Genomic DNA, 8,633 nt, shown 5'->3' with positions numbered 1-8,633 from the left:
GGCGGCAAGCGCACGACGCCGCCCCGCCCCGCCGGCGAGCTGCCCCTCGAGATCGCCGCGCCCGGCGATCCCGCCATGCTGTTCTGATTCCGCCCGCCGAGCCGCCGTGCGCGCCACGGCCTCGGCGTGCGCGTTCGCGATCGAGACGCGCCCCGGATGCGCGGAAGCGCGCAGAACTGGGATAATTCGCTGAGTCCGGTCCACATGGCGCGATCGGGCCGCCGGTCGCGAGTGGAGGTTCACGATGAGCCTGGGGTTGCCGGGGCATCTCGCACGCGACAGCCTGAGCCGGGCGCTCGCCTTCGCGGGACACTGCGCGGCCTTCGCATGCCTCGCCGTCTCGATCTCGGTCGGCGTCATCGTCGCCACGGTCGGCGGAACGCCCGGCGGGTGGGCGGGCGCCGCACTCGCCGCGATCATGGCGCTCGCGCTCGCCGCCGTCGCGCGGTTCCCGACGGTCACGCTCACCGTGCTCGCGCTCGTCATCGGCACCGGCATCATGATCGCGCTGACCGTGCTCATCATGCGGCCGGGCGGCTTCGCGACGACCAACAACGCCCTGCTCGCGATGCCGCGGATCGCCCTGCTGCTGGTCGGCGGTGCCGGCAGCGGATCGCTCATCGCGATCGTGTGGGCGTCGCTCGGCTACGCCCTCGGCGAGGCGGCGATGTTCCTCGGCGTCGCGCTCGTGGGCGGGGTGTATGCGCCGAACATGGCGGCGGCTGCGGCATTCGGCATCCTCATCGTCGTCAGGGTCTTCGACGGCGTCTCCCGCCGTTCCGACGCCCGCCAGGAGACCGGCCTGCACCGTGCGAGCCAGCAGACCCGTGAACTCGCCATCCGCCACGACTACGAGCTCAGGGCGACCGCGCGGCTGCACGACACCGCGCTCAGCCACCTCATCGCGATCGCATCGGCGGGCTCGGGCGTCGTCGACGAGCGGTTGCGCGCCGGAATCCGCCAGGATCTCGGCCTCATCGTCGGCCGGGACTGGGCGATCGACCACGCCGGCCCGACGACGGCAGGGTCACCGCAGCGTGCATCGACCGGCGCCCGCGCAGGCGGGAGCGACGTGGCACCCGCGACCGCCTCGGCCGCCGGCACCGGGGCGGGCGCCGTCGACGACACCGTCGCGACGACCGGGGGTCGATCTCGACGGCGTGCCGCCGCTCGGCGCACGAGCGCACCGTCATCGTCCGCCCGCCCCGATGGCGGCTCGGCTCGTGAGGTGGCTGCCGCCGACGGCGAGCCCTCGCTCGTGCAGGCGTTCACGGCGGCCGAGCACGCCGGCCTCACCGTGCGCGTCACGGGCGACGTCGGGGTGATGCGGGTGCTCGGCCCGGCGCGGGCGGAGGCGCTCGACGCCGCGGTCGCCCAGTGCCTCATCAACGTCGCCCGCCACGCCGGCGTCGCCGAGGCCGAACTCGCCCTCGGACTCGGCGGGGGAGAGGTGACGGTCGCCGTCATGGACAGCGGCGTGGGGTTCGACGAGTCCGCCGTGCCCGACGACCGCATCGGGCTGCGCACCTCGATCAGGGCCCGCATCGAACAGCAGGAGGGCACGGTGCGGCTGTGGTCGACGAAGGGCATCGGCACGACGATCGTGCTCACGGTTCCCGAGGGGGGTGCGTGAGCCGGTGAGACTGACCCAGCAGGAGGCCGACCCGATCGGCGCGATCACCGCCGCCCCCATCGTCGTGATCGGCGCCGTGCTCTCGCTCGGCACGTCGCTCGCGCTCACGTGGGTGCACCGCTCCGAGATCGTCGCACCCGTGGCGGCGGTCGCGGCGATCGTGCTCGTCGCCGCCGCCGGTGCGGTCGCAGCGGTGTCGGCGGCCCCGTCGCGGGCCCCGTTCACGGCGGAGCGCCTGTGGCTCGTGGTGACGCTCGCCGTGGGGGCGGCCATCGCCGAGTACATGAGCACCGTCGGGTCCAACCAGTACCTCTACGACGACTACGGGCCGGTCGTGATCGGCATGCTCATCCTCTCGGTCGCCCCGTTCTGCACCTGGCTCTCGCTCGCGCTCGCCGGAGTGCTCGCCTCGATCGTGCTGTCGATCCTCGTCGTCGGCGCTTCCGCCTACGTCGTCGCCGACGCCCCGGTCGCCGCGCTCATCGCCGTCAACGCGGCGCCCGTGGTCGCGCTCTCCGCCGCCGCCGCGGGCTACGCGTACGCGATCATCGCCGAGACGCTCGCGTGGCAGCGGGAGGCGAACCGGGCGGCGCTCCAGCGCGACTCGGAGCTGCGGGCCGGCATCGCAAGGTCCGTGCAGCAGAGCCGCGTCTCGGTGCTCGGCCGCGAGGTGCTGCCGTTCCTCGCGGGCGTGATGACCGCGGAGCGCATCTCGGTCGCCGATGCCGACCGCGCGCGCGAGCTCGCCGAAGAGCTCCGGCGGGCGCTTCGTGCGGGCATCGAGTCGACCTGGCTCGACGATCTCGCGGCGAACCTGCGGGTGAGCCGCGGTGTCGAGACCCTCGTCGACGACCCGACGGGCGCCGCCGACGTGCTCGGCGACGACCAGCGGTCGGCGCTCACCGCCCTCATCACGTGGCTCGCCGACACGGGCCGTTCCGAACGCGTCAGCGTCGCATTCTCGCCCGAGCCCGAGGGCGGACTCATCCGGATCGTCGCCGATCCCGCGGCGCGTCCACCGGCCAAGCGCGAACTCGATCGGTTCGTCGCCGTGGCTCGCGCCGTGGCGTTGGGTGCCGAATCGGTCTCGACGCGGGAGAATGTCACTGTGGAGCTGAGATATGTCATCGAGTGAACCGGCCGCGACGCCGCGCCATCGTCTCGCGATCCTCGACGACCACGGGTTGATCGTCGACAGCCTGGCGCGGTGGTTCGCCGATCTCGCGCCCGATTTCGAGGTCGTCGTGACCGCGACCTCCTGGATGGACCTGGTGCGCAGCCCCGCCTTCCCGGTCGACCTGGTGCTCATGGACCTCCAGCTCGGCGACAGCGTGTCGATCGAGTCGCGCATCCGGGCGTGCCGTGCCGCCGGCGCGCGGGTCATCGTCGTCACCGCACTCGACGACGACGAGTCGCGAGAACGCAGCATGGCCGCCGGTGCGGCGGGGTTCGTCTCGAAGACGCTGCCCGCCGAGACGCTCGTCGACTATGCGCGGCGCGTGATGCGCGGCGAACGACTGCCGAGGCATCCACGACCGCAGGGGCGACCGGGCGAGGCACCCGGCTCGCACACGACGATGTCGGGGGTGCACCTCAGCCCGGCCGAAGAGAAGGCGCTGCGCTACTACGCGCAGGGGCTCAGCACGCTCGAGGTCGGCCAGCGCATGGACGTCGGCTACGAGACGGCGAAGACGTACCTGCGACGGGTGCGCGAGAAGTACGCGAAGGTGGGCAAGCCGGCCAGCCGCAAGGCCGAGCTGATCCGTCGTGCCGCAGAAGACGGATTCCTCGAGTAGATGGCGAAACTGTACTTCCGCTATGGGGCGATGAACTCCGGAAAGTCGACGGCGTTGCTCCAGGCGGCGTTCAACTACGAGGAGCGGGGCCACCGGGTGCTGCTCGCGAAGCCCGCGATCGACACGAAGGGCGACCGGGACATCGTGTCCCGGCTCGGCGTCGTGCGCGAGGTCGACTTCGTGATCGAACCCGACGCACCCGTGCTCGACCGCTTCCAAGGGCACCGCACCCGGGTCATCGAGGAGGCCGGCCGCGACGTGAGCTGCCTGCTCGTCGACGAGGCGCAGTTCCTCTCGTCCGACCAGGTCGACGACCTCCTGCGCATCGCGCTCATCGACGGCATCCCCGTGCTCGCGTACGGCATCCGCACCGATTTCCAGACGGTCGCCTTCCCGGGCAGCCGTCGCCTGCTCGAGGTCTCGCACTCGCTCGAGGAGCTCAAGACGATCTGCCGCTGCGGTCGCAAGGCGATCTTCAACGGCCGCCGGGTCGACGGCCGCTACATCTTCGACGGCGACCAGGTCGCCATCGACGGGGTCGAGGTCGCCTACGAGTCGCTGTGCGGCGTCTGCTACCTGCAGGAGTCCGGCGGGGTGCTGAACGGCCGTCACTGACGAGGATGCCTCGGCGCGAGCCGTGCCGCCGTCATCCCCGTCCGTCGGGCCGCCGCCACCTGCCCGAGGGTGGTGCCGACGAGGCATCCGCGTGATGATGGAGGCAGGAGGGCCGCCGCATGAGCGAAGTCGTCGTCGGAGTCAGCACCGCCGAGAGCGCCGGCCTGAGGGCGGTGCGCTGGGCCGCAGAACGGGCATCGGCGCGTCGCTGCCCGCTCCGGCTCGTGCACGTGGTCGACAGCGCCGTCGAGGCGACCGGAGACGCCCAGTTGCTGCTCGCCGCGCTCGACCGGGCCCGCGCGTCGCTCGCCGACGCCGCCACAGTGGCGCTCGACGGCGACCCCGGTCTCGAGGTCGCCACCGAACTCGAGCAGGGATCGCCCGTCGAGGTGTTCGCGGAGCGGTCGCGGGGTGCGGAACTGCTCGTCGTCGGCAGCGACTGGCACGGCGGAAAGCGTCCGAGCCGGCGAGGTGTGCACAGCCTGCGCATCGCCGCAGCGAGCGAGGCGCCCGTCGTCGTCGTGCCCGACATCGACGTCTCGGCGCGTCGCGGCGTCGTCGTCGGCGTCGACGGATCGCAGGTCGGCGCGCGTGCACTCGCCTTCGCGGCCGACGAGGCGGAGCGGCGCGCCGTGCCGCTCGTCGCGGTGCACGCGTGGGACATGGCGCTGATGGCCGGCGGCGAATACGGCTACGGCCCCGCGATGGTCGCCGTCGACGACCTCACCGACGCAGCCCGCGAGGTGCTCGACGACGCGCTCGCTCCCGTGGCGTCCGCCCGTCCGGCACTCGAGATCGACCGGCGGGTCGAGGCGGGCGACCCGGTGACGGCGCTCGCCGAGGCGGCCGCCGAGGCCGAGTTGCTCGTCGTCGGCAGCCACGGCAGGGGTGCGATCGCCAGGTTCCTGCTCGGTTCGATCAGCCACGGCGTGCTCTCGCGGCTCGAGGCGCCGACGGTCGTCGTGCGGTGAGCGCCGCGCCGGTCGTGCGATCGCCGCGCAGCCGGCTGCGCGCCGCACTGCCGGCCCGGGTCGACGGCATCGACGCCGCCCGCGGCCTGGCGCTCATCGGCATGTTCGTCGCGCACGTCGCGCCGGCCGCCGCAACGCTCGACGCGGCAGAACTCCTGGCCATCGCCGACGAACGCCCGCGACTGCTCTTCGCCCTCACGGCGGGCTTCGGGCTCGGCTTCATCTCGGGCGGCACCCGCCCGATCGGCGAGGGGCGCGGGCTGCTGCGCCGTCAGATCACGATCCGCGCGCTCATCCTCATCGCGCTCGGGCTGCTGATCGCCGCGACCCTGCACCCGCTCGTGTACATCATCCTCGACGTGTACGGCGTCGCGTTCCTGCTCATGCTCCCGCTGCTGTTCCTGCCGCCGCGCGTCGCGCTCGGGCTCGGCGCCGTGCTGCTCGCGATCGCGCCCGGCCTCGCGACGGCGGCGCAGTACAGCCCGGAGATCGTCGCCGCGGGCGAGGGCGAGGTCGGGCTCCTCGTCGGCTGGGTCCTGACCGGGGCGTACCCGGTGATCATCTGGGTGCCGGTCATGCTCATCGGCCTCGGGCTCGCGAGGCTCGGCGCCTCGGCTCCGCGAGTCGTCGCCTGGTACGCGCTCTGCGGCGCGGCGGTGGCGGCCGTGATGCTTCCGCTGACCCGGGTGCTGCCTGCCGAGACGGATGCCTCGGCGTCGGTGCTCGAGCACGCGGTCTCCGCCTCGGCGCTCGCCATGGGCAACGTCGGGGTGGCGCTCGTGATCGTCGCGGCCACGGTGACGCTCACCGGTCTCGCGAGGCCCGCCGTCCGCCGCGTCGCCGGCCGCGTGCTGTCGCCGGTCACGGCGATGGGGTCGATGCCGCTCACGATCTACACGCTGCACCTCATCGTGATCGCAGCGGCGAAACGCGCTGAAGACGGATACCTGACCGACGACTCGTGGGCGCTCACGTTCGGGCTGATCATCGGCAGCATGATCTTCGCGTGGTGCTGGCGCCGGTGGCTCGGTCGCGGACCGCTCGAACGACTGCTGCGCGCGGCGAGCGGCCGCAACCGCGAGAATGGAAGTCCCGCTCGAAAGGACTTGCCATGCGCATCTCGGTGATCGGCTGCGGCTACCTCGGGGCGGTGCACGCGTCGGCGATGGCCGAACTCGGACACGAAGTCGTCGGCGTCGACATCGACGCCGCGAAGGTGGCCGAGCTCGCTGCCGGCCGACCGCCGTTCTTCGAGCCGGGGCTCGCCGAGATCCTCACCTCCGCCACCGCGTCGGGTCGCCTGCGCTTCTCGACGGACATCGCCGACGCCGCCGACGCGGAGGTGCACTTCGTCGCGGTCGGCACCCCGCAGTCCGCGGGCACGAACGCGGCCGACCTGAGCTACGTCGACGCGGCGTTCGCAGCGCTCGCCCCGCATCTCGCCGACGGGGCGCTCGTGGTCGGGAAGAGCACGGTGCCGGTCGGCACGGCGTCCCGGCTGGCCGATCTGCTGGCCGCGGTCGCGCCGCAGGCGGAGGTCGCCTGGAATCCGGAGTTCCTGCGCGAGGGCTTCGCGGTCCGCGACACCCTCGAGCCCGACCGACTCGTGTACGGAGTCCGCGATCCCGGCGGGGACGGACGTGCGGCGTCGGTGCTCGATCGGGTGTACCGTGCGGCGATCGAGGCCGGAGCGCCGCGCATCGTGACCGACTACGCGACCGCCGAACTCGTGAAGGTCGCGGCGAACGCCTTCCTCGCGACGAAGATCAGCTTCATCAACGCGATGGCCGAGATCGCCGACGTCACGGGAGCCGATGTCACCGCCCTCGCCGACGCGATCGGCCATGACGCGCGCATCGGCCGCCGCTTCCTCAACGCCGGTGTCGGGTTCGGCGGGGGATGCCTCCCGAAGGACATCCGTGCGTTCACGGCACGCGCCGAAGAACTGGGGCGCGGCGAGTCCCTCGCCTTCCTGCGCGAGGTCGACGCGATCAACCTGCGCCAGCGGCAACGGGTCGTCGACCTCGCCGTCGCCGCACTCGGCGGACAGGTGCACCGCAAGCGCATCGCGGTGCTCGGCGTGACGTTCAAGCCCGAGTCCGACGACGTGCGCGATTCACCCGCGCTCGACGTGGCGGTGCAGCTCAAGGGGCTCGGCGCCGACGTGGTCGCGACCGACCCCGAGGGCATCGAGAACGCCCGTGCGCGGCACCCCCAGCTCGACTACGTCAGCTCGACCCGTGAGGCGTTGCGCGGGGCCGACCTCGTCGTGCTCGTGACCGAGTGGAGGGAGTACCGCGCGCTCGATCCCGTCGACTCGGCGCGACTCGTCGCGGGTCGCCGCATCATCGATGCCCGCAACGTGCTCGACGCCGCCGCTTGGCGCGCGGCCGGCTGGGAACTGCGGGGCATCGGGCGCCCCTGAACGTACGGATACGACAGAACCCCCTCCGATCTCGGAGGGGGTTCTGCGTGTGGTCGGGGTGACAGGATTTGAACCTGCGACCTCTTCGTCCCGAACGAAGCGCGCTACCAAGCTGCGCCACACCCCGGTGGCCCCGCAGGGCCTCAACAAGGATAGCCGATATTTCCGGCGCCGCTGACCAGTCCGCCTCATGCCTCGTGCCGACGCGCGGCACGAGGCATCCGGTTCGTCACCGATCGGCCGGAACGAGCGTGATCAGCGTCGCCTCGGGTGGGCAGGCGAAGCGCACGGGGGCGAAGATCGAGGTGCCGAGCCCGGCCGAGACATTGAGGAATGCCGAGCGCAGCCCGTGCCGCCAGACGCTCAGCCCCTTGACCTGCTTGCGCGGGATGTCGCAGTTCGTGACGAGGGCTCCGAAGCCGGGCACGCAGACCTGGCCACCGTGGGTGTGACCCGCGAAGATGAGCTGGGCGCCGTGGTTCACGAAGGAATTGAGCACCCGCTGGTACGGGGCGTGCGCCACCCCGATGGTCACGGTGGGGCGAGGCGTCGATCTCCGAGCGCGACGAAGCGGACCGGGATCGGGCCAGGTCTCGTCGCCGAGCGGGTCGTCGGCGCGCAACTCGTCGATCGCGCCCGCGATGAGGTCGAGACGGTCGTAGCCCTTGTGCGGGTCGTCGACGCCGAAGAACTCGAAGTGCGTACCGCGCAGGTCGAGGCTCGTCGCCGTGTTGTCGAGGTCCTGCCAGCCGAGCTCGGCGAAGTACGCGCGCAGCGCGTCGATGTCGAGCCGCTTCGACGTCACGCGGTGCCGCGACGGGCCCATGAAGTAGCCGAACGGGTTCTTGGGCACAGGGCCGAAGTAGTCGTTCGACCCGTTGACGAACACGCCGGGGATGCCTCGGAAGGGCTCGAAGGCCCGGCGGATGCCCTCGAGGCCCTGCTCGTGCCCGAGGTTGTCACCGGTGTCGACGATGAGGTCGGGCTCGAGGTCGGCGAGCGAGCGCACCCAGTCCTGCTTGTCGCGCTGCCACGGCGCCATGTGCAGGTCGGAGAGGTGGAGCACCCGGATCGGTTCGGCCCCCGCGGGCAGCACCGGCACCTCGGCGCGCCGGAGCGTCCACCGGGTGCGCTCGACGAGCGAACCCCACGCGAATGCGGCGACGCCCGCCGCGCCGATCGCCAGGGCGATC

9 protein-coding genes and 1 tRNA gene are annotated in these 8,633 nt (G+C 72.3%); 7 read left to right on the top strand and 3 right to left on the bottom strand.

Annotation, left to right across the window (positions count from 1 at the left end):
* Positions 1 to 243: hypothetical protein (locus ACWGPE_RS18145; protein WP_452049210.1), on the bottom strand; the 243-nt coding region annotated here is incomplete at its 3' end.
* A 1-nt stretch (position 244) separates the two neighbouring features.
* Here ACWGPE_RS18145 and ACWGPE_RS18140 point away from each other — a divergent pair.
* The 7 genes from ACWGPE_RS18140 to ACWGPE_RS18110 all read left to right on the top strand — a co-directional run bounded on the left by ACWGPE_RS18140 (position 245) and on the right by ACWGPE_RS18110 (position 7,440).
* Entirely contained in the window at positions 245 to 1,633 is a 1,389-nt protein-coding gene (locus ACWGPE_RS18140; RefSeq protein ID WP_231431718.1) for a sensor histidine kinase, read from the top strand.
* Positions 1,634 to 1,637: 4 nt separating this feature from the next.
* Positions 1,638 to 2,768 (top strand): hypothetical protein, encoded by a 1,131-nt coding sequence (locus ACWGPE_RS18135; protein WP_231431717.1) that lies wholly within the window; start codon positions 1,638 to 1,640, stop codon positions 2,766 to 2,768.
* The gene (locus ACWGPE_RS18130) at positions 2,755 to 3,429 is read left to right on the top strand and encodes a response regulator transcription factor (RefSeq protein WP_231431716.1); all 675 of its coding nucleotides are present in this window, start codon (positions 2,755 to 2,757) and stop codon (positions 3,427 to 3,429) included. Before ACWGPE_RS18135 ends, ACWGPE_RS18130 begins: the two co-directional genes overlap by 14 nt.
* Complete coding sequence (locus ACWGPE_RS18125; protein ID WP_376931223.1) at positions 3,430 to 4,044, top strand: thymidine kinase; 615 nt, start codon at positions 3,430 to 3,432, stop codon at positions 4,042 to 4,044.
* Between the two features lie 119 nt (positions 4,045 to 4,163).
* Entirely contained in the window at positions 4,164 to 5,015 is an 852-nt protein-coding gene (locus tag ACWGPE_RS18120; protein ID WP_452049209.1) for a universal stress protein, read from the top strand.
* Positions 5,012 to 6,142 (top strand): heparan-alpha-glucosaminide N-acetyltransferase domain-containing protein, encoded by a 1,131-nt coding sequence (locus ACWGPE_RS18115; RefSeq protein WP_452049208.1) that lies wholly within the window; start codon positions 5,012 to 5,014, stop codon positions 6,140 to 6,142. Before ACWGPE_RS18120 ends, ACWGPE_RS18115 begins: the two co-directional genes overlap by 4 nt.
* The gene (locus ACWGPE_RS18110) at positions 6,127 to 7,440 is read left to right on the top strand and encodes a UDP-glucose dehydrogenase family protein (RefSeq protein ID WP_376931220.1); all 1,314 of its coding nucleotides are present in this window, start codon (positions 6,127 to 6,129) and stop codon (positions 7,438 to 7,440) included. The genes ACWGPE_RS18115 and ACWGPE_RS18110 overlap by 16 nt, the downstream gene beginning before the upstream one ends.
* Before the next feature lie 50 nt (positions 7,441 to 7,490).
* On the opposite strand, the gene ACWGPE_RS18105 is transcribed toward ACWGPE_RS18110, so the two are convergent.
* Together ACWGPE_RS18105 and ACWGPE_RS18100 are read right to left on the bottom strand one after the other, a co-directional pair.
* Positions 7,491 to 7,567 (bottom strand) — tRNA-Pro (locus ACWGPE_RS18105).
* 102 nt (positions 7,568 to 7,669) lie between these two features.
* Positions 7,670 to 8,632, bottom strand: a complete 963-nt coding sequence (locus tag ACWGPE_RS18100; protein ID WP_452049207.1) for a metallophosphoesterase — start codon at positions 8,630 to 8,632, stop codon at positions 7,670 to 7,672.
* Between the last annotated feature and the right edge of the window lies 1 nt (position 8,633).

This window comes from Agromyces sp. NPDC055658 (assembly GCF_053618155.1).
The sequence above is the reverse complement of the archived record's forward strand: the minus strand, read 5'-3'. Positions and strand labels throughout refer to the sequence as shown.

Bases quoted from the DNA above. Each gene is read 5' to 3' on its own strand.
- ACWGPE_RS18140 (WP_231431718.1), top strand. From the start codon at position 245: ATGAGCCTGGGGTTGCCGGGGCATCTCGCACGCGACAGCCTGAGCCGG.
- ACWGPE_RS18130 (WP_231431716.1), top strand. From the start codon at position 2,755: ATGTCATCGAGTGAACCGGCCGCGACGCCGCGCCATCGTCTCGCGATC.
- ACWGPE_RS18125 (WP_376931223.1), top strand. From the start codon at position 3,430: ATGGCGAAACTGTACTTCCGCTATGGGGCGATGAACTCCGGAAAGTCG.
- ACWGPE_RS18120 (WP_452049209.1), top strand. From the start codon at position 4,164: ATGAGCGAAGTCGTCGTCGGAGTCAGCACCGCCGAGAGCGCCGGCCTG.
- ACWGPE_RS18110 (WP_376931220.1), top strand. From the start codon at position 6,127: ATGCGCATCTCGGTGATCGGCTGCGGCTACCTCGGGGCGGTGCACGCG.